At 67.9% G+C, this 19300-nt stretch carries 21 protein-coding genes; 18 read left to right on the forward strand and 3 right to left on the reverse strand.

The window, feature by feature from the left end:
- The first annotated feature begins 27 nt into the window (after window positions 1–27).
- The 5 genes from Q8Q71_RS01710 (at window position 28) to Q8Q71_RS01730 (ending at window position 5705) form a co-directional block, all read left to right on the forward strand.
- Entirely contained in the window at window positions 28–648 is a 621-nt protein-coding gene (locus tag Q8Q71_RS01710) for a NeuD/PglB/VioB family sugar acetyltransferase (protein WP_305757914.1), read from the forward strand.
- 172 nt (window positions 649–820) lie between these two features.
- Window positions 821–1759 (forward strand): 30S ribosomal protein S2, encoded by a 939-nt coding sequence (rpsB, locus tag Q8Q71_RS01715; protein WP_305757915.1) that lies wholly within the window; start codon window positions 821–823, stop codon window positions 1757–1759.
- Between the two features lie 220 nt (window positions 1760–1979).
- Window positions 1980–2921, forward strand: coding sequence for a translation elongation factor Ts (gene tsf / locus Q8Q71_RS01720; protein ID WP_305757916.1), 942 nt, complete (start codon window positions 1980–1982; stop codon window positions 2919–2921).
- A gap of 158 nt (window positions 2922–3079) precedes the next feature.
- Window positions 3080–4054: a GAF domain-containing protein gene (locus Q8Q71_RS01725; protein WP_305757917.1), complete on the forward strand. Its 975-nt coding sequence runs from the start codon at window positions 3080–3082 to the stop codon at window positions 4052–4054.
- A gap of 133 nt (window positions 4055–4187) precedes the next feature.
- A complete protein-coding gene (locus tag Q8Q71_RS01730; protein ID WP_305757918.1) occupies window positions 4188–5705 on the forward strand; it encodes an aldehyde dehydrogenase family protein in 1518 nt (505 codons plus the stop codon).
- A 179-nt stretch (window positions 5706–5884) separates the two neighbouring features.
- On the opposite strand, the gene Q8Q71_RS01735 is transcribed toward Q8Q71_RS01730, so the two are convergent.
- Entirely contained in the window at window positions 5885–6418 is a 534-nt protein-coding gene (locus Q8Q71_RS01735) for a hypothetical protein (RefSeq protein WP_305757919.1), read from the reverse strand.
- Between the two features lie 146 nt (window positions 6419–6564).
- Here Q8Q71_RS01735 and mce point away from each other — a divergent pair, with 146 nt between their 5' ends.
- From mce to Q8Q71_RS01775, 8 genes are all read left to right on the forward strand, one after another.
- Complete coding sequence (gene mce / locus Q8Q71_RS01740; RefSeq protein WP_305757920.1) at window positions 6565–6990, forward strand: methylmalonyl-CoA epimerase; 426 nt, start codon at window positions 6565–6567, stop codon at window positions 6988–6990.
- Window positions 6991–7254, forward strand: a complete 264-nt coding sequence (locus Q8Q71_RS01745) for a DUF1467 family protein (protein WP_305757921.1) — start codon at window positions 6991–6993, stop codon at window positions 7252–7254. It begins immediately after the preceding gene.
- A gap of 4 nt (window positions 7255–7258) precedes the next feature.
- Window positions 7259–7597: a DUF3088 family protein gene (locus Q8Q71_RS01750; protein ID WP_305757922.1), complete on the forward strand. Its 339-nt coding sequence runs from the start codon at window positions 7259–7261 to the stop codon at window positions 7595–7597.
- A gap of 90 nt (window positions 7598–7687) precedes the next feature.
- Window positions 7688–9004 carry a proline--tRNA ligase gene (proS, locus tag Q8Q71_RS01755; RefSeq protein ID WP_305757923.1) on the forward strand — a complete coding sequence of 439 codons (1317 nt, stop codon included), beginning with the start codon at window positions 7688–7690 and terminating at the stop codon, window positions 9002–9004.
- Entirely contained in the window at window positions 9001–10305 is a 1305-nt protein-coding gene (locus tag Q8Q71_RS01760; protein WP_305757924.1) for a lipoprotein-releasing ABC transporter permease subunit, read from the forward strand. The genes proS and Q8Q71_RS01760 overlap by 4 nt, the downstream gene beginning before the upstream one ends.
- A 13-nt stretch (window positions 10306–10318) precedes the next feature.
- A complete protein-coding gene (locus tag Q8Q71_RS01765; protein ID WP_305757925.1) occupies window positions 10319–11017 on the forward strand; it encodes an ABC transporter ATP-binding protein in 699 nt (232 codons plus the stop codon).
- 22 nt (window positions 11018–11039) lie between these two features.
- Complete coding sequence (locus tag Q8Q71_RS01770) at window positions 11040–11459, forward strand: hypothetical protein (protein ID WP_305757926.1); 420 nt, start codon at window positions 11040–11042, stop codon at window positions 11457–11459.
- An 84-nt stretch (window positions 11460–11543) separates the two neighbouring features.
- Window positions 11544–12083 (forward strand): hypothetical protein, encoded by a 540-nt coding sequence (locus tag Q8Q71_RS01775; RefSeq protein WP_305757927.1) that lies wholly within the window; start codon window positions 11544–11546, stop codon window positions 12081–12083.
- Between the two features lie 105 nt (window positions 12084–12188).
- Here Q8Q71_RS01775 and Q8Q71_RS01780 read toward each other — a convergent pair whose 3' ends face one another.
- Entirely contained in the window at window positions 12189–12308 is a 120-nt protein-coding gene (locus Q8Q71_RS01780) for a hypothetical protein (protein ID WP_292027890.1), read from the reverse strand.
- 159 nt (window positions 12309–12467) lie between these two features.
- Here Q8Q71_RS01780 and Q8Q71_RS01785 point away from each other — a divergent pair, with 159 nt between their 5' ends.
- From Q8Q71_RS01785 to Q8Q71_RS01805, 5 genes are all read left to right on the forward strand, one after another.
- A complete protein-coding gene (locus tag Q8Q71_RS01785; RefSeq protein WP_305757928.1) occupies window positions 12468–13406 on the forward strand; it encodes an IS1595 family transposase in 939 nt (312 codons plus the stop codon).
- Between the two features lie 59 nt (window positions 13407–13465).
- Window positions 13466–13942, forward strand: a complete 477-nt coding sequence (locus tag Q8Q71_RS01790; RefSeq protein WP_305757929.1) for a hypothetical protein — start codon at window positions 13466–13468, stop codon at window positions 13940–13942.
- 124 nt (window positions 13943–14066) lie between these two features.
- Window positions 14067–14471 carry a hypothetical protein gene (locus Q8Q71_RS01795; RefSeq protein ID WP_305757930.1) on the forward strand — a complete coding sequence of 135 codons (405 nt, stop codon included), beginning with the start codon at window positions 14067–14069 and terminating at the stop codon, window positions 14469–14471.
- A gap of 551 nt (window positions 14472–15022) precedes the next feature.
- A complete protein-coding gene (dnaE, locus tag Q8Q71_RS01800) occupies window positions 15023–18475 on the forward strand; it encodes a DNA polymerase III subunit alpha (protein WP_305757931.1) in 3453 nt (1150 codons plus the stop codon).
- On the forward strand, window positions 18475–18831 hold the full coding sequence (locus Q8Q71_RS01805; RefSeq protein WP_305757932.1) for a GFA family protein: 357 nt from the start codon (window positions 18475–18477) through the stop codon (window positions 18829–18831). Before dnaE ends, Q8Q71_RS01805 begins: the two co-directional genes overlap by 1 nt.
- Before the next feature lie 10 nt (window positions 18832–18841).
- Here Q8Q71_RS01805 and Q8Q71_RS01810 read toward each other — a convergent pair whose 3' ends face one another.
- A complete protein-coding gene (locus Q8Q71_RS01810) occupies window positions 18842–19243 on the reverse strand; it encodes a hypothetical protein (RefSeq protein ID WP_305757933.1) in 402 nt (133 codons plus the stop codon).
- Between the last annotated feature and the right edge of the window lie 57 nt (window positions 19244–19300).

Here is a 19300-nt window from a genome sequence, read left to right on the forward strand (position 1 = left end):
CCGCCGATTCCGACCATGGAGTGACCTTTGGCCGTCGTAATCATTGGCGGCGGCGGGCACGCGAGCGACGTCCTGTCCGTATTCGAGGCGGCCTCGGTCCCGGTCGCGGGATTCCAGGACGACGGCGAGCCGGACATGCGCCGGTTCGAGGGCCGGGCCGTCCATCTGGGTCGGATCGGCTCCGACTGTCCGGCCAGCGGCTTCGCCTGGGGAATCGGCTGGCCCCAGGGCCGCCGCACCGTCCTGCCGCTCCTGGGTCTCCCGCCGATCTCGATCGTCCATCCCGGCGCAACCGTTCATCCGAACGCCCGGATCGGCCGGGGGACCGTGATCATGGCTGGAGCCGTCGTCTCGGCGGGGGCCGTGATCGGCGATCACGTCCTGATCCACCACAACGCCGTGATCGGCCATGATTGCCGCATGGGCGATTTCGTCTCCGTGATGCCGGGCGCGGCGGTCTCCGGCGACACCCGGCTCGAGGAAGGCTGCCTGATCGGCGCCAACGCCACGGTGATCCAGGGGGTCGCGGTCGGCGCCTGGTCCCGGCTGGGAGCCGGGTCGGTGGCGACGAGGAATATCCCGCCCGGCGTGACCGCGGTAGGCGCGCCCGCCGTCGAGCTGGAAAAGCGGCCCGCCGGGATCCGGTAGCGTCCCGGCCGCGGCGCTTGCCTTTTGCGCCCATCCCGCCTAGAAGCCGCCCGCACTTCGCACGCGGGCGTGGCGCGGTCAGGGGAGACATCCCTTTCCGCTCCGTTCCGAGGGACCGCCGGTCCTTTTACTCGTCCGCGCAACGTCTATCGGAAAAAGGACACGTCCCCTCATGGCTCTGCCTGAATTCTCCATGCGTTCGCTGCTCGAAGCCGGCGCGCACTTCGGCCACCAGACGCACCGGTGGAACCCGAAGATGGAGCGCTACATCTTCGGCTCGCGCTCGAACATCCACATCATCGACCTGTCGCAGTCGATCCCGCTGCTGCACCAGGCCCTGGTCGCTGTGCGCGACGTCGCCGCCAAGGGCGGCCGCGTCCTGTTCGTCGGCACCAAGCGCCAGGCCGCCGATCCGGTGGCCGAGGCCGCCCAGCGCTGCGCCCAGTACTATATGAACAACCGCTGGCTCGGCGGCACCCTGACCAACTGGCGCACCGTGTCGGGCTCGATCGCCCGCCTGCGCGAGCTGGAAGGCCTGCTGGAGTCGGGCGGCGAGGGCCGGGTCAAGAAGGAGCTGCTGAACCTGCAGCGCGAGCGCGACAAGCTCGAGCTCAGCCTGGGCGGCATCAAGAACATGGGCGGCGTGCCCGACATCATGTTCGTGATCGACACCAACAAGGAGGCCATCGCCATCCTTGAGGCCCGCAAGCTGAACATCCCGATCATCGCCATCCTCGACACCAACTCGGACCCGGACGGCATCACCTATCCGATCCCGGGCAACGACGACGCCGCCCGCGCCATCCAGACCTACTGCGACCTGATCGCCGACGCGGTCCTGGACGGTCTGGCCGCCGGCCAGTCGGCCGCGGGCGTGGACCTGGGCGCCGCGGTCAACCCGGACGAGCCGATGCTGCGCGAAGCCAAGGCTCCGAAGGCCGCCAAGGCTGTTGAAGCCGAAGTCGCCCCGGCCGAGGCGGAAGCCGTCGCCGAGGAAATGATCGCCGCCGCCGAACCGGCCGCCGAAGAGCCGGCCGTGGCCGACGAAGCCGCCCAGGCCGCGACCTCGGAAGCCAACGACGCCGTCGAAAGCGAGCCGGCCCAGGTCTGACCGACCTGGTTCCGCTCATCCCGGCGAAAGCCGGGACCCAGTCCTTTCCAGCTTGACGCTGGCGCTCCGGGACTGGTGATCGAGGGTGGACCGGATGCACCGGTCGCCCAAAGCACTAGGTTCCGGCTTTCGCCGGAATGAGCGGAGCGAACCTGATATGCGGCCGGACCCGGAACAGGGTCCGGCCGTTCCCGCATACGCATACCCAAGGAGACTACCCATGGCCGAGATCACCGCCGCCCTCGTGATGGAACTGCGCGCCAAGTCCGGCGTCGGCATGATGGACTGCAAGAAGGCGCTCCAGGAGACCGGCGGCGACATCAACGCCGCGATCGACTGGCTGCGCGCCAAGGGCCTGTCCAAGGCCGCCAAGAAGGCTGACCGCGTCGCCGCCGAAGGCCTGGTCGCCGTGGCCTCGAAGGAAGTCGGAGCCGGCGAAGTCGGCGCCGCCATCGAGTTCAACGCCGAGACCGACTTCGTCGCCCGCAACGACCTGTTCCAGAACGCCGCCAAGTCGTTCGCCCAGCTGGGTCTCGAGCACGCCACGCTCGAGGGCCTGCACGGCGCCGAACTGGAAACCGGCAAGACGGTCCAGGACGAGGTCACCCAGCTGATCGCCACCGTCGGCGAGAACATGCAGCTGCGCCGCGCCGCCCGCCTTTCGGTCGACGAGGGCGTCGTCGCCTCCTACGTCCACAACGCCGTCTCGCCGGGCCTCGGCCGCATCGGCGTGCTGGTCGCCCTGCACGGTGGCGGCGACAAGACCGCCCTGCGCGAACTGGGCCGCAAGATCGCCATGCACGTGGCCGCGACCGCCCCGCTGTCGCTGAACACCGACGATCTGGACCCGGCCGCGATCGAGAAGGAGCGTCAGGTCCTGACCGAGAAGGCCAAGGAAGAAGGCAAGCCGGAAGCCATGATCGACAAGATCGTCGCCGGCCAGATCGCCAAATTCCAGAAGGACGTGGTGCTGACCAAGCAGCCGTTCGTGATGAACCCGGACGTGACCATCGAACAGCTGGTCGCCGACACGGGCAAGGAACTGGGCCACCCCGGCCTGCACCTCGCCGGCTTCGTCCGCCTCGCCCTCGGCGAAGGCGTCGAAAAGGTCGAGGGCCCGGACTTCGCGACGGAAGTCGCGCAGATGACGGGCGGCCAGTAAAAGCGGTCTTCCCCTTCAGGGGCAATCGGATGGAGGGGCTGGCGGCCATGGGTCGCCAGCCCTTTTTTCTGTCCGACGCCTCCGGGGAAGTCCGGATTTGACGCCCCCGGGGCGGGAGCGTCTGATGCCGGTCGCAGGCGCCGCCTGGGAGGTCTAGCGTGGGCGAGCGGACGGGACGCGATCACGGCAGCCTGATCAGACAGGCGCTGGACGACGGGGCCGGACCGGCGCGCTCGGCGCTGGCGGCGTCGTGGCGGCGGTCGATGGCGCTGCATGGGCTGGACCCCGAAGATCGCGGTCGGGCCGAGACCTTGACGGAGTCGCAACTGCGCGAGGCGCGCGAGGCGGCGGAACCGATGGTGCGAGCAGCCGGGGCCGTGCTGGATCGACTGTTCCTCGCGGTCGGGGACACCGGATGCTGCATCCTCCTGACCAATGCGGACGGCGTGCTGATCGAGCGCCGCGGGGCGGCCCCGGACGACGAAACCTTTCGTCGCTGGGGGCTGTGGCCGGGCGCCCTGTGGTCGGAGGCGGTGGAGGGCACCAACGGGATCGGCACCGCCCTGGCGGAGCATCGGCCGCTGACCATCCACCGCGATCAGCATTTTCACACCAGGAACACGGCGCTGAGTTGCACCAGCCATCCCGTTCACGATCATCTGGGCCGGCTCGTGGGCTTGCTGGACGTGTCGTCGTGCCGGGCCGACGCGACGGCGGGCGTGCTGGGGCTGATCGCGGCGGCGGTTGAGGACGCGGCGCGGGCGATCGAGGCCCAGACCTTCCGCCAGGCCTTCGCCGGCGCGCGGATTGTGCTGGCGGGCGAGGCGGCCGAACGGAACGCCGCGGCCCTTCTGGCCGTGGATCGCGACGATCTGGTGATCGGAGCGACCCGGGCCGCGCGGCTGGCGCTGTCCATCACCGACGAGCGCATGGCGGGCCAGCTGGCGGCCTCGGAGGTACTCGGCGCCGGATCGGCGGAAGCCGGCCTGACGGAGGCCGAACGTGGGGCGGTGCGCCGCGCCCTCGCCCTGAACGGCGGCAATGTCTCCGCCTCGGCGCGCGCGCTTGGGGTCAGTCGCGCGACCTTGCACCGCAAGCTGCGTCGCCTCGGGGTCGGCGGCGAACTGCCCTGAGCGCACCTGTCGCAATCCTGCGACAGGTTTGCGACGCACCATGAAGCCGCCTGATGGCGCCAGGGCCCTTCCGGGCCGAGCCTGCCGTCCAACGACGTCGACAACCGACGCCCGAGGAAACCAGGAGGCTTTCATGACCAGGCCGCAATTCGTTCGCGCCGCCATGCCGAAATTCAAGGCGCGCTATGACAACTTCATCGGCGGGCGGTGGGTCCCGCCGGTCAACGGCTGCTATTTCGAGAACACCTCGCCGGTGAACGGGCGGGTGCTCTGCGAGGTGGCCCGGTCCGACGCCGCCGACGTGGAGCTGGCGCTCGACGCCGCCCATGCCGCCCGGGACGCCTGGGGCCGCACCAGCGTCGCCGAGCGCGCCGTCATCCTGAACCGGATCGCCGACCGCATCGAAGCCAATCTCCAGGCCGTGGCCGAGGCCGAAACCTGGGACAACGGCAAGCCGGTGCGCGAGACCCTGGCGGCGGACATCCCGCTGGCCATCGACCATTTCCGCTATTTCGCCGGCTGCATCCGCGCCCAGGAGGGCGGGATTTCCCAGCTCGACAACGACACGGTCGCCTATCATTTCCACGAGCCGCTGGGGGTGGTCGGGCAGATCATCCCGTGGAATTTCCCGATCCTGATGGCGGCCTGGAAGATCGCGCCGGCCCTGGCCGCCGGCAACTGCATCGTGCTCAAGCCGGCCGAGCAGACGCCGGCCTCGATCCTGGTGGTGATGGAGCTGATCCAGGACCTGCTCCCCGCCGGCGTCCTGAACATCGTGTCGGGCACGGGCGCCGCGGTCGGCGAGCCGCTGGCCACCAGTCCCCGCATCGCCAAGATCGCCTTCACCGGCTCGACCGTCGTCGGTCGGAAGATCATGGAATATGCGACGCAGAACATCATCCCGGTGACCCTGGAACTGGGCGGCAAGTCGCCCAACATCTTCTTCAGGGACGTGATGGACGCCGACGACGCCTTTCTCGACAAGGCGCTGGAAGGGTTCGCCATGTTCGCCCTGAACCAGGGCGAGGTCTGCACCTGCCCCAGCCGCGCCCTGATCCATGAGGACATCTACGACGCCTTCATCGCCCGGGCGATCCAGCGCGTCGAAGCCATCGTCCAGGGCGACCCCCTGGATCCGGCGACCCAGATCGGGGCCCAGGCGTCCGCCCAGCAGCTGAGGAAGATCCTCGGCTATCTTAAGCTCGGCAAGGAAGAGGGGGCTGAGGTCCTGACGGGGGGCGACGAGGCCGTGCTGCACGACGATCTGGCGGGCGGCTACTACGTCAGGCCGACGATCTTCAGGGGCACGAACGACATGCGGATCTTCCAGGAGGAGATCTTCGGCCCGGTCCTGGCCGTGACCACCTTCAGGACGTTCGACGAGGCCATCGCGATCGCCAATGACACGGACTACGGCCTCGGCGCCGGTGTCTGGACCCGCGACATGAACACCGCCTACCGGGCCGGGCGCGCGATCCAGGCCGGGCGGGTCTGGACCAACTGCTACCACCAGTATCCGGCGCACGCAGCCTTCGGCGGCTACAAGAAGTCCGGCATCGGCCGTGAAAACCACCTGATGATGCTGGATCACTACCAGCAGACCAAGAATCTGCTGGTCAGCTACAGCCCCGACAAGCTGGGCTTCTTCTGATCTGGATCAAGGCGGGGCGATCAGAGACCGCCTTTCCTGCACCGGCTCCCGGCCGTTCGGGAGCAAGCCGAGGGCGCGGGGTGCTGACCTGCTGGCATCCCGCGCCTTTTCGTCCCGCGCCCGGGACGGCATCGGCACTGCTGTAGCCGGGGTTCGCTTCTCCCTCGCAGGCCTCGGCCTCAGCCGGCGCGCGGCGGGAGAGGCGGCATCGGCTGGCAACCGGTGCGGACCGGGAACGGCGACCCCTCGCCGGGATAGACGACATCGATCCGGCCCTCGAAATCCTGCTCCACCCGCCACTGTCCGCCGGCTCCGGGCTCCGCGCTTGTGACCCTTATCCGGTAGCCCAGCGACGGCCCGGTCTCGCGGGACGGCTCGCCGGGGGCGGTGAAGACGAAGCCGGCCGCCTCGCCGTCGGCGGCCGCCCCGATCCCGGCGACCACGCCGCCATCGGCGTCGATCACCTGCATCAGCGGCGCGAATTCCCGGGAACTCACGTTCAGGCCGACGCTCTGGCCGGGCCGCAGGGACAAGGCATGGTCGTTGAACCACCGGCCGTCCTCGTCGCGCCTGTCATCGCAGGCGGAGCCCAGCACCCCGCCGAAGGCGAAACCGCTCGCTATCGGCGGCGGACGGCCGGGCATGACCGGATAGGGCGGCGGCGGTTCCTGCAGTCCGAGCAATCCGGCCAGGCTCAGCGCGGCGACCAGCATGGGTTCCTCCCGACCTGTGACGCCCTCTCGCGCCGTCCCGACCCTTGGTAGCCGACGGCGGGCCGCCTGGCGACCGGGCGGAACCTGACGTCGCATGGACCAAGACCCGCCTTCTCCACGGGCGCGACACCGGCTAAGGCATCCGCATGATCGGAAGACTGAACCACGTCGGCGTCGCCACCCCCTCGATCGAGGCCAGCGTGGGGATGTATCGCGACCTGCTCGGCGCCACGAAGGCCCGCGAACCCTTCGACCTGCCGGCCCAGGGCGTGCGCGTCTGTTTCATCGACCTGCCCAACGCCCAGATCGAGCTGATCGAGCCGTTGGGCGACGACAGCCCGATCCACGGCTTCCTCGCGAAGAATCCGAAGGGCGGCCAGCACCACGTCTGTTTCGAGGTCGAGGATATTCTGGTGGCGCGTGACGCGCTCCGGGCGAAGGGCGCGACCATCCTCGGCACGGGCGAGCCCCGCATCGGCGCCCATGGCACGCCGATCATCTTCGTCCATCCGAAGGACATGGGCGGGGTGCTGGTGGAACTGATGGAAACGCCGAAAGCCGGAGATCACTGAATGCCCATCGGACCGTTCACCATCATCGCCATCTACATCGTCTGCTGGTGGGTCGTCCTGTTCGCCGTACTGCCGCTGGGGACGTCGAAGGAGCGGCACGATCCGCCGACCGACGGGGCCCAATGGGGGGCGCCGGACACGCCCGATCTGAAGCGAAAATTCATCACCACCACCTGGGTCGCGGCCCTGCTGTGGCTGCTGGTGATGGGGCTGGTCTGGATCGGCTGGATGCCGCTTCCCGACCTGGCCCCGCCGACCGCGTGACGCCATGACCGACCGGCTGCTGCTGCTCAATCCCGGCTGGACCGACGACGAGGGCGGGCCCTGGTACTGCCCCGCCGGGGCGGTCATCGAGGGCGTTCTGGCCTTCCATCCGGCGCTGCGGGACCAGCTGGAGATCCGTTATCTCGACCATCCGCGCCCGCGCCCGGCGGTGATCGACCTGGTCGGCGAGGACCACCAGGGCTGCCCGATCCTGGTGCTGGACGGGACCTTCGACTGGCCCGACGCCCGGACCTCGGAGACGACCGGCCGCCGCTTCCTCCAGGACGAGGCCATCATCCCCTATCTGGCGGCCCGATACGGCATCGCGCGGCCGCATCCCTGAACCCTTTCCGCGCGTTTGTGACGACCGCCTAGCTTTCGCCCCGTCCGAGCGGCTAAAGCGGGGCTTCACCTCTGTCCCCGGATTCCGCCCATGCGCCTGTCGCGCTATTTCCTGCCCACGCTCAAAGAAGCGCCTTCGGACGCCCAGATCGTTTCGCACCAGCTGATGCTGCGCGCCGGCCTGATCAAACAGGAGGCCGCCGGCATCTACGCCTGGCTGCCGCTGGGCCTGCGGGTGCTGAACCGGATCGAGCAGATCGTGCGCGAGGAGCAGGAGCGGGCAGGGGCCGTCGAGCTGCTGATGCCCACCCTCCAGCTCGCCGACCTGTGGCGCGAGAGCGGCCGCTACGACGCCTACGGCCCCGAGATGCTGCGTATCACCGACCGGCACGAGCGCGAACTGCTCTACGGACCCACCAACGAGGAGATGATCACCGACATCTTCCGCGGCTTCGTGAAGAGCTACAAGGCGCTGCCCCTGAACCTCTTCCACATCCAGTGGAAATTCCGCGACGAGCGCCGCCCGCGCTTCGGCGTCATGCGCGGACGCGAATTCCTGATGAAGGACGCCTATTCCTTCGACATCGACGAGGCCTCGGCCCGCAAGGCCTACAACCGCATGTTCGTGGCCTACCTCAACACCTTCGCCCGTATGGGGCTGAAGGCCGTGCCGATGCGCGCCGACACTGGCCCGATCGGCGGCGACCTGAGCCACGAGTTCATCGTCCTGGCCGACACCGGCGAAAGCCAGGTGTTCTGCGACCGCAAGCTGGTCGAGATGCCGGCGCCCGGCGCCGGCGTCGACTGGGACGACCTGCAGGCCCTCGTCGACGAGCGCACCGGCCTGTACGCCGCCACCGAGGAAATGCACGACGCGGCCCGCTTCGAAAGCGAGACGGCCGAGGCCGACCGACTGACCGCGCGCGGCATCGAGGTCGGGCACATCTTCTATTTCGGCACCAAATATTCGGCCCCGATGAAGGCCCATGTCGCCGGGCCCGACGGCAAGGACACGCCCGTGCACATGGGCAGCTACGGCGTCGGCGTGTCGCGCCTGCTGGGCGCCATCATCGAGGCCAGCCACGACGCGAACGGCATCATCTGGCCGGACGCCGTGGCCCCGTTCGACGTGGTGGTCATCAACCTGCGCGCCAACGACGAGGCGGTCTGCGCCGCTTGCGAGGAGGCCGTCGCCAGGCTCGAAGCCCTCGGCAAGACGGTGCTCTACGACGACACCGACGAACGGCCGGGCGGGAAATTCGCCACCGCCGACCTGATCGGCATCCCGTGGCAGTTGACCATCGGACCCAAGGGCGTGGCCGAGGGCGTGGTCGAGCTGAAGCGCCGGGCGACCGGCGACAAGGTCTCCGTCCCGCTGGACGAGGCGCTGGCGAAGGTGGGCGGATGACGGACGTCGCGGCGGTTCCGAAGCCGGCCAAACCCGCCGGCCCCTTCTCGGCCTGGGAGTTCGAGCTGGCGCTGCGCTATCTGCGCGCCCGGCGGAAGGAGGGCGGCATCGCCCTGATCGCCATTATCTCCTATGTCGCCATCGCCCTGGCGGTGATGGCCCTGATCGTGGTGATGAGCATCATGGCCGGGTTCCGCAGCGAATTGCTGGACCGGATGCTGTCCTTCAACGGCCATATGTACGTCCAGGGGCAGGTGCTGGTCAGTCCCGACCGCGAGGCGGCCGTGACGCGCATCGCCGCCGTGCCGGGGGTGGCCAGCGTCTCTCCCCTGACCGAGAACCAGAGCCTGGTGCGCGCGGCCGGCCAGACCACCGGCGCGATCGTGCGCGGCATCCGCCCGCAGGACCTGGACTCGATGTCCTATGTCTATGACAGCCTGACGCCCGAGGCCCGCCGCGGCTTCGGCCGGGGCGCGTACGGCGGGGACGACATCATCATCGGCAAGGCCCTGGCCGACGGGCTGGGCCTGCGGGTCGGCGACCCGGTCACCCTCTATTCCCCCACCGGCGCCGACAGCGCCTTCGGCAATCTGGGCGGGCTGGAGAAGACCTATCGCGTCGGCGGGGTGTTCACCTCGGGCGCCGCCGATTTCGACCGCGCCTATATGTTCATGCCGCTCGAACAGGCCCAGCTGTTCTTCGGCAAGGAGGGCGTCTGGGACGTCATCGAGCTCAAGGTCGACGCGCCCGACCGGGTCGCCGAGCTGATCCAGCCGGTGCGCGAGGCCGCGGGCCCCAGCGCCCTGGTCAGCGACTGGCGCGACAAGCTGGCTGCCTTCTGGGGCGCGCTGAAGGTCGAGCGGGTGGCGATGAGCATCATCCTCGGCCTGGTCGTGGCCATCGCCGCCCTCAACATCATCTCCGGCATCGTCATGCTGGTGAAGAACAAGACCCGCGACATCGCCATCCTCAGGACCGTCGGGGCCAGCCAGTCGTCGATGCTGCGCATCTTCTTCATCGCCGGCGCGGCCATCGGCGTGGCCGGCACCATCACCGGCCTGGTGGTGGGGCTGGTGTTCTGCCTCAACATCGCGGCCATCCAGCATTTCCTTGAGGCCCTGCTGGGCGTCCAGCTGTTCAACGCCGACGTCTACATGCTGGACTCCATCCCGGCCGAGGTCGACGCCATGGACGTGATCTGGGTCACCCTGTGGTCCGTCTTCATGTCGTGCGTGGCCTCGCTGCTGCCGTCCTGGCGGGCGGCGAAAATGGATCCGGTCGAGGCCCTGCGCTATGAGTAAGCCCGTCCTCTCCATGCGCCCCGTCCTTTCCGTAAGGAATGTGACCCGCACCTATGACTCCGCAGCCGGTCCCCTGACCGTGCTCAAGGGCGTCGATCTCGACGTCATGCCGGGCGAGGTGGTCGGCCTGATCGGGCCGTCCGGCTCGGGCAAGTCCAGCCTGCTGCACGCCGCCGGCCTGCTGGAGCGGCCGACCTCGGGCGAGATCCGTATCGACGGCCAGGACGTCGGCGGCCTCGACGAGCGGGCGCGGACCCATATCCGCCTCGCCAGCATCGGCTTCGTCTACCAGTTCCACCACCTGCTGGCCGAGTTCGACGCGCGCGACAACGTCGCCCTGCCGCTGCGCATCGCCGGCGTCGGTCAGGCCCAGGCCCGCGAGCGGGCCTCGGAGGTGCTGACCGCCCTGGGCCTCGGCGAGCGCCTGACCCACCAGCCGGCCCAGATGTCGGGCGGCGAACAGCAGCGCGTCGCCGTGGCCCGCGCCCTGGCCAATCGCCCGCGCCTGCTGCTGGCCGACGAGCCGACCGGCAACCTCGACCCCGCCACCAGCCAGACGGTGTTCGAGGCCCTGCACAGCCTGGTGAAGAAGACCGGCGTCGCCGCCCTGATCGCGACCCACAACATGGAGCTGGCCGGCCATATGGACCGCGTCTTCGCCCTCAAGGACGGCCATCTCGAAGAGCGTCCCGCCGAGAGCCACGCCTACTGACGTCGTCGTGCTAGGGTCGCCCATGACCGACGCCATCCAGGCCCATCTGACGGCGGCGCGCGAAGCCCTGGCCGAAGGCCGCGCGGTCGACGCCCGCAACAGCTACGCCCGCGCCGCCGCCCTCAGCCGCGAGAGCGGCGCGCCCCTGCTGCAGGCCCACGCCCTGCGCCATCTGTCCGACATCGACCGCGAGGCGGATCACCTCGAACAGGCGCTGGCCCACGCCGAACAGGCGGCGGCCCTGTATCGCGCCAACGGGCAGGGCGCCTCGCTCGACATGGCCAACGCCCTGCGGCTGAAGGCGCTGGCGCTCGACGGTCTGCGCCGCCCCGGTCCGGCGACAGCGGTCTGGCGCGAGGCCCGGGACCTGTACGCCGCCGCGGAGGTCGCGGCCGGGGTCGCCGAATGCGAACGCCGACTCAAGGGGGCCGTCGAGGACTAAGCCCCTTTCGCCAACGGCGGTTACATATTGGCGTCCCCCCGCCGCCGGGGTTAGGCTCATCCCTTCCCGAACGGAGTCCGCGCCATGTCCCGTCGTCTCGCATTCCTCGCTGTTGCCACCGGTGTCATCGCTCTCGCGGCCTGCGATCCGGCCCAGCCCCCCGAACCCGCCGACGCCCCGCCGGAAGCGCCCGCCACCGCCATCACCCCGACCGCCGCCGCCGACATCCCCGAGGCGGTCCGGGCCGTCGTCCTGGCCGCGCGCCCGGGCATGGTCATCGCCGAGGGCGAGCTGAAGGAGCGGGAAGGGCGGCGCTACTACGACGTCGAGGGAACCTTGGACGGCGCCGAGCTCGAGCTGGACCTGCTGGAGACCCCCGCGGGCTGGCAGGTGGTGGAGATCCAGCGCGACCTGCCGTGGACGGCGGTTCCGGCGCCCGTCCGCGCCGCCGCCGGCGCCGCGCGCGCCGGCTTCGTCCCGGTGCGGATCATCGAGAGCGTCCAGACCGGGGACGGCGCGGTCATCTACGAACTGTTCGCCGACGGCCAGCCCGCGACCCCGGCGCTGGAGGTGCGTTCGGCCGGGGGACGGGTCGAGGTGCTGACCGAGACCTGGCCGCACTGATGGCCGGGCGGCGCGCGACCGTCATCCTCGGGCTTGACCCGAGGATGACGGCGAAGGAGGAGGGTCGGGTCCCGGCTTTCGCCGGGATGAGCGGTATCTGTGGGCCTACTTCTTCCCGGGCGGCGTCGTGAACGGCGAGCTGCTCCCGACCGACACGGACGGCTTGGGCTTCTCGGCCTTGGGTTTGCGGACTTCCTTGTTGCTCTTCACTTGACCCTTGGCCATGGCCGTTCTCCTGCGACGCCGCCGCCGGGAGGGCGGATGGTGGCGTTCGCCCTATCCTACAGACGCGGGCGTGTCGTGTTCACCTGAAATGCTCTTGGGCAATAGTATACTTGACAAAGCAACGTTGAATCCGTAGGGTTTTCCTACTGGAGCCCGACGATGAACCTGACCGATCCGATCTTCACCGACGCCGACAAAGCCCGCGCCCATCTGGAGCAAACCCGCTGGCCCCATGGCCCGGTCTGCCCTCACTGTGGCGTGGTCAACGAAGCGACCGCGATCAAGGGCCGTAGCGCCCGCGCTGGCCTCTACCAGTGCAACGCCTGCCGCGACCAGTTCACCATCACGGTCGGGACCGTCTTCGAGCGCTCTAAGGTGCCGCTGAACAAGTGGCTGCTGGCCACCTACCTGATGGCCTCCAGCAAGAAGGGCATCAGCGCCCACCAGATCGGCCGCACCCTTGGCGTGACCTACAAGACCGCGTGGTTCATGTGCCACCGCATCCGCGAAGCCATGACCGAACAGAACCCCGGCCCCATGGGCGGCCCTGACAAGACCATTGAAGTCGATGAAACTTACGTCGGCGGCAAAGAGGCCAACAAGCACGTCAGCAAGCGCAAGTATCACTGCGGGTCGGGAGCCAAACAGGCCGTCGTCACCCTCGTTGAGCGCGACGGTCGCGCCCGCTCGTTCCATGTCGCCAACGTCAACGCCAAGACGCTGCGCCCGCTGATCGTCACTCAGGTTCACCGCTCCAGCTACCTGATGACGGACGGCGCGACCTTCTACCGCAAGACCGGTAAGGAGTACGCCAGCCACGGCGCGGTGGATCACAATCGCGGTGAGTACGTCCGCGAGGGCAAGACCCACTCCAACACCGCCGAAAACTTCTTCTCCATCCTCAAGCGCGGCATCATCGGGACGTTCCACCACGTCTCCGAAGCCCACCTGAAGCGCTATCTGGCGGAGTTCGATTTCCGCTACTCCAACCGCGTTGGCCTTGGCGTCAACGACACCATGCGCACCGACGAAGCCCTCCGTGGCATCGGCGGCAAGCGCCTGATGTATCGGCGGGCTGGTGAAGCCGCGTACGCTTAAGCAGAAGGTTAGGCGTATCCTCAAGCTTCGCGCTAACCTTCGCCGAACGGAGGAACGCGATGCCTGATCCGATTACCGTGATGACCGGCCTGGGCGCGATAAGGACCGCGCTCGACATAACCAAGACGCTGTCGGATGCGCGCGATTCCACCAAGCTGCTGGCGGTGAAGCTCGAACTGCAAGGCCTCCTGCTGGAGGCCCAAGAGGCGCAGTCGGCGTTGGCCAGCCAGAAACGCGAGCTTGAAGAACGCATCCGACAGTTTGAAACATGGGAAGGCGAGAAGGAGCGCTACCAGCTTCAACAGATCGGGCGCGGAACCTTCGCCTACACGCTGAAGGCGGAGGCCCAAGGCTCCGAACCTCCGCATATGATTTGTCCAACCTGCTACGAGCATGGGCGAAAATCCATTCTTCAGGCGGGGGAGATTTTCTCGGGCCAGCGCTCTCACGGGTGCCCGGTATGCCAGACTGTAGTGGCAGGGACTATTCAGCCGCTGGAGCCGCTACCGGCCCGAGATATCCCCGGCATCGTCTGACGGCTTCTTCCTCTCATGCGGCTTGTGCGGCGTGTTCACGAGGTTCCGCAGAACCCGCTCAAACTCGGCATCGTCTTCTGGCGATTCAGGCTTAGGGTCGCTTTTTTCCGGAACAGGGGCCGTCATGTCCGATGATTTTCCATACAAAAGTGCGGACGATCTCAACAAACGTATTAGCGAATCTGTTTCTGCCTTGGAGATGCCGGGCACTGGCGAGTTCGCTAAGCAGATAGGGGTGATTATCGGCTGGTTTGCCTTGATTGAACCCCTCTTACCAAAAGCACTCGCTCACGTTGGAACAATGAGGCCCGAAGTCGCCGAACGCATGATGACCCACTTGCGGGCGCCATCATTGCGGATTGGTCTGCTCGAAGCTGCCATCAAGGGAGTACCCGCGGGGATCGAAAAAGAAGTTGCCTCTTATATCAAAGGACATATCAAACCGCGCCAACGACACTCGCAATCTGTACGCGCACGCAAAATATGTCTTTTTAGGCGAGTTTATTATAGTGCCGTTCCACAAAATTGAGGATCAACGACCGGTTCTTCTGTCTGCGATCAAGGCTCATGCGCAGGAAATGAAGACCATATACTACGAGCTTCTATCAATACTGGACGATGGCCTCCTGCCGCCAAAACTGCACAAGCGATTGTCTCGACAATTCGGCTAGCGGTCGCGTCTCCCAACCCACAATACGCATCGACCCCCGCCTCGATCATAGCGGGGGTCACTTCGATAGCACCGGCCTGTCCCGAGGAATCATCGTGGCTGGCGGGCTGCTTTGTCAAGTATATCATTACCTGCTCTTGACGAGAACGCAACGGGAACATAGAACATAGCCGGAACACGCAATCTGGGGACAAGGTCATGGCGCGTTGGATGAGGGATATGCTGTCGCTTGCGTCGTGCGGCGGTTTCGTCTGGATGTGCTGGCAGGTCGCGCTCGCGGTGCCGGCCGCCTGACGGCGGGCCTTTCGGGCGAAGTGTCCGAAAGTGTCCCACGAATTTTCGCGGACCCGGACACTTTGAGCCGCTCGCGAGTCGGGGTCTGATCGAACCATGAGCGGAGGCGTCGGACGGTGAGCGGGGCAGGGGATCAGGGCTTCATCCACCTGCGCGTCCGTTCGGCCTATTCGCTGCTGGAAGGCGCGATCAAGGCGGGCAAGGTTCCGACCCTGGCGGCCGACGCGGGCATGCCGGCCGTGGGCGTCGCCGACCGGGCCAATCTGTTCGGGGCCCTGGAGTTCAGCGAGGCGGCGAAGGGGGCGGGGGTCCAGCCGATCGTGGCCTGCGCGCTCCCGGTCACCGGCATCGGCGGCAGGATCGCCGAACGCTGGGCGAAGGTCCCTACCGTGGTCCTTCTGGTTCAGAACGAGGCCGGCTGGCTGAACCTGTGCGCCCTGTCGTCCTCGGCCTACCTCGACGCCGGAGCGATGGACGAGCCCAGCGTGCCCTGGACCATGGTGGCGGAACGCTCCGAAGGCCTGATCCTGCTGTCGGGCGGTCCTGACGGCCCCGTCGACCCCCTGTTCGTCCAGGGCAAGGCCGCCGAGGCTGATGGGGCCCTCGCCGAAATGGCCCGCGTCTTCGGCGACCGCTTCTATGTCGAACTGCAGCGCCACGGCCTCGCCAGCGAGGGCCAGGCCGAGCGCGGCCTGGTCGAATGGGCTTACGCCCACGACGCGCCGCTCGTCGCCACCAACGACGTTCACTATGCGAAGGCGGCCCAGGCGCGCTCCCACGACGCCCTGCTGTGCATCGCCGACGGCGCCTTCACCGGCCAGGAAGACCGCCGCCGCATCACCGGCGAGCACTGGTTCAAGACGGCGGCGGCCATGCGCCAGCTGTTCGCCGACCTGCCCGAGGCCTGCGACAGCACCGTAGAGATCGCCCGACGCTGCGCCTTTCTGGCCCCGACGCGCGCACCCATCCTGCCGCGCTTCGACGCCGGCGCCGGCCGCTCCGAGCCCGACGAACTGATGCACCAGGCCCGCGAGGGACTGAAGGCGCGGCTGCAGGCCGTGACCCCGGTGGCGCCCGAGGCCGACTACTGGGCCCGCCTCGAATGGGAGGTCGGCATCATCCAGCAGATGGGCTTCCCCGGCTATTTCCTGATCGTGTCGGACTTCATCAAATGGGCCAAGAACCACGGCATCCCCGTGGGTCCGGGCCGGGGTTCGGGCGCCGGCTCCCTGGTCGCCTGGGCCCTGACCATCACCGATCTGGACCCGCTGCGGTTCGGCCTGCTGTTCGAGCGCTTCCTGAACCCCGAACGCGTCTCCATGCCCGACTTCGACATCGACTTCTGCCAGGAGCGGCGGGAAGAGGTGATCGACTACGTCCAGGCCCGCTACGGCAAGGACCGGGTGGCCCAGATCATCACCTTCGGCACCCTGCAGGCGCGGGCCGTGCTGCGCGACGTCGGCCGGGTGCTGCAGATGCCGCTCGGCCAGGTCGACCGGCTGGCCAAGATGGTGCCGGCCAACCCTGCCAACCCGGTGACCCTGGCCCAGGCCATCGAGATCGAGCCGCGCCTGCGCGAGGCCCGCGACAGCGACAGGGCCGTGGCGACCCTGCTGGAGACGGCGCTGGAGCTGGAGGGGCTGTACCGCAACGCCTCGACCCACGCCGCCGGCATCGTCATCGGCGACCGCCCCCTGATCGAGCTGGCGCCCCTCTACCAGGACCCGCGCTCCACCATCCCGGCCAGCCAGTTCAACATGAAATGGGTCGAGGCCGCCGGTCTGGTGAAGTTCGACTTCCTCGGCCTCAAGACCCTGACCGTTCTGGACCGCGCCCGCCAGTATCTGGAACGGCGCGGCGCCGCCCCCGACTGGAACGGCCTGCCGCTGGACGATCCGAAGACCTATGAGCTGATGGCCTCGGGCCAGACCGTCGGGGTGTTCCAGCTGGAATCCCAGGGCATGCGCGACACCCTGCGCAAGATGCGCTGCGGCTCCATTGAGGAGATCACCGCCCTGATCTCCCTCTACCGGCCCGGGCCGATGGAGATGATCGACACCTATATCGACCGTAAATTCGGCCGGCAGCAGGTGGACTATCTGCACCCCTCCCTGACCGAGGTCCTGACCGAGACCTATGGCGTCATCATCTACCAGGAGCAGGTGATGAAGATCGCCCAGATCCTGGCGGGATACTCCCTCGGCGAGGCCGACCTTCTGCGCCGCGCCATGGGCAAGAAGAAGAAGGAGGAGATGGATTTCCAGCGCGCGCGCTTCATCGCGGGCGCGTCGGAAAAGGGCGTTCCGGAGGAACAGTCAGGCGGCATCTTCGATCTGGTGGCCAAGTTCGCCGGCTACGGCTTCAACAAGTCCCACGCCGCCGCCTACGCCCTGATCAGTTTCCAGACCGGCTGGCTGAAGGCGACCCACCCGGTCGAATTCATGGCCGCGTCCATGTCGCTCGATCTCAGCAATACCGACAAACTGGCTGTCTTCTATCAGGATTGCCGCCGCTTCGAGGTGCCGGTGAGGTCACCGGACGTGAACCGCTCCTCGGCCGATTTCGACGTGGCCTGGGACGACGGTGTCGGGGCGGTGCTCTACGCCCTGGGCGCCATCCGCAACGTCGGCCTGGAGGCGATGAAGCATCTGGTCGAGGTGCGCGAGACCGGCGGCCGGTTCACCGACATCTTCGACTTCCTGGAACGGGTCGATCCGCGCTGCGTCAACAAGCGGGCGCTGGAGAACCTCGCCCGCGCCGGCGCCTTCGACAGCTTCCACCCGAACCGCCGCCAGCTGTTCGAACAGGCCGACACCCTGATGGCCTATTGCCAGAGCGTGGCCGCCGAACGCGCCTCGTCCCAGGTCTCCCTGTTCGGCGGCGACCAGGCCGGCGCCGCCCGCCCGCGCCTGAAGCCGGTCGAACCCTGGGTCGGGCCCGAGAAGCTGGATCAGGAACTGGCCGCGGTCGGCTTCTACCTGTCCGGCCACCCGCTGGAGGACATGGCGCCGGCGCTGAAGCGCAAGCGCGTCACCTTCGTCGCCGAAGCCACGGCCCTGGCCGAAAGCGGCCACGAGGCCTTCCTGATGGCCGGCGTCGTGCGCCGCCGTCAGGAGCGGGCCAGCGCCAAGTCCGGCGAGAAATTCGCCTTCGTCACCTTCTCCGACCCGACCGGAGAGTTCGAATGCCTGTTCCCGCCGGAACAGCTGCGCAAATGCCGCGAGGTGCTGGAGGTCGGGGCATCCATCATGGTGCGGGTGCGGGCCAAGTCGGCCGACGGCGAGGTGCGCTTCTTCGGCGACGACGCCTCGCGGCTGGACGCCCTGCTGGACGACGGCGCCATGGGCCTGCGCATTCACGTCTCGGCCAGATCCGCCGACGCCGAGGCCCTGCGGACGCGGCTCGAGAAGGCGAAATCGCCGGGCAAGGGCGGCGAGGTGTCCCTGATCGCCTCCCTGGACGGCCGTCGCGAGGTCGAGCTGAAACTGCCGGGCCGCTACCGGCTGGACGGCGCCCTGCGGGGCGCGCTCAAATCGGCGCCCGGGGTGGTGCTGCTGGAGGATGCGTGATGGCTGAGATGCAGACCCACACCGGTTCCTGCGCCTGCGGGGCCGTGGCCTATGAGGTCGACACCGATCTCGAGGGACTGATGGAGTGCAACTGCTCGCACTGCTACCGCAAGGGCTTCGTCCTGGCCTTCGTCTCGCCCGACGCCTTCCGGGTGACGCAGGAAGGGCCGCAGACCGAATACACCTTCAACACCCACAAGATCCGCCACCGGTTCTGCGACACCTGCGGCGTCCAGTCCTTCGCCCGCGGCGAGAAACGGGACGGCTCGCCCATGGTCGCCGTCAACATCCGCACCCTGACCGACATCGAACCCTTCAGCTGGACGGCGCAGAGGGTGGATGGAAGGAGCTTCTGAGGGACGCCGCCTACATGCAGGCGTTCAGATAGTCGCCGCTGATCTCGGTGACCCTCCCGGACTCGGCCGACCATGTGGCGGTGAGCGTATAGACGCAGGGAAATCCGCTGCCCCACTCATACCGGGCGGAGCGGTTCGTCGGTGCGATTTCAAAACCTTCCTCCCGAAGGCGCGCCGTCACGGTCGCCTCCGGCGTGCCGACTGGAAATGTCTCCGCCAAATGACGGCTCCAGTTCTCATTGCGAACGCCGAAATCGTGCAGGGCGCCGTCCGCTAGCTGAGGCGGCGCACCTTCGGCCTGCTCGAACCAGAGCCCCAAGGCGACGAAACTGGCCCCCGGCAACAGGACGAGGCCCAGGATCAGGGCGAGCGCGGTCTTGAGGATTGGACGACGGCTAAGGGTCGAGGTCATCGGGACATGAGCCATACGGACCCAAGCAAGTCTACGGATGAATGGCTTCGCGGGCGC

It is taken from the genome of Brevundimonas sp. (genome assembly GCF_030704825.1).
In the GTDB taxonomy this organism is placed as follows: Bacteria; Pseudomonadota; Alphaproteobacteria; order Caulobacterales; family Caulobacteraceae; genus Brevundimonas.